This window comes from Bartonella sp. CM31XJBT, from assembly GCF_028618555.1.
GTDB lineage: Bacteria > Pseudomonadota > Alphaproteobacteria > Rhizobiales > Rhizobiaceae > Bartonella.
The window spans coordinates 1-975 of sequence record NZ_JAQITD010000081.1 but is presented as its reverse complement, the minus strand read 5'-3'; the positions used below and the strand labels follow the sequence as shown (position 1 = coordinate 975).

Here is a 975-nt window from a genome sequence, read left to right as displayed (position 1 = left end):
AAGGGGTAGCGCAGGATTCTTTGAATTGGAGCAAGGAAGCTAATGCCTTTGTAGCACGTCATGAAAAGAGCAAAGAAGAAAAAGGCAGAGCTGTAAGGACACAAGAAAACAGTAGAATTACGTTTCTAGCAAATGGTGAGATTACCGCTAATTCAACGGATGCTGTAACGGGTAGTCAGCTTTTTGAAACGAATGATAAGGTTATTACTTATTTAGGGGGCAATGCAGCTTTTAATAATGGTGCGTTTACAGGGCCAACCTATAGTTTATCGGAGATTGATAAAGATGGTAAGATAACAGCCAAACCTTTTACCAATGTTGGTTCAGCATTTGAAGGACTTGATACAAATATCAAGAATGTGAATCAGAGGATTAAGGAAGTTTCTGAAGGAGTCGCACAGGATTCTTTGAATTGGAGTAATGAAGCCAATGCGTTTGTAGCTAAGCATGGAACGGAAGGAAGCAATAGCAAATTGAAGTTTCTTTTAGATGGTGACATCACGGCAAACTCAACGGATGCGATTACCGGTAACCAGCTTTATTCAGTGAATCAAACAGTTGCGACGTATTTTGGTGGAGGCGCTGGCTATGAAAATGGAAAATGGGTTGCCCCTACCTTCAAGCTTAAAACTATCAATGAAGATGGTAGTACTGGTGAGGAAAAGGTTTACAATAGTGTAGCGGAAGCATTTGCTGGTGTTGCGAGTTCTATCACGAATGTTCATAATGATGTAACCAATGTTGTCAGTGATAGCCTTGCTAAGCAGGATGATGATACGAAGGTTATTACTATTGGGAAAGAAGCAGAGGGTACAGAACTCAATATTGCCAACAGTAAGAAAGAAGACCGGACACTTTCAGGTGTTAAGGCAGGAGTGCTTTCAGCAGAATCGACAGAAGTTGTAAATGGCTCTCAGTTATTTGCGACTAATAAAAATGTTACGACAGTGACTACCAGTCTAGACAGTGTTTCTA

At 40.6% G+C, this 975-nt stretch carries 1 pseudogene; it reads left to right on the top strand.

The features are described from left to right. Positions 1-20: 20 nt before the first annotated feature. Positions 21-975, top strand: a pseudogene (locus tag PVV63_RS10285) (hypothetical protein); the annotation flags it as partial.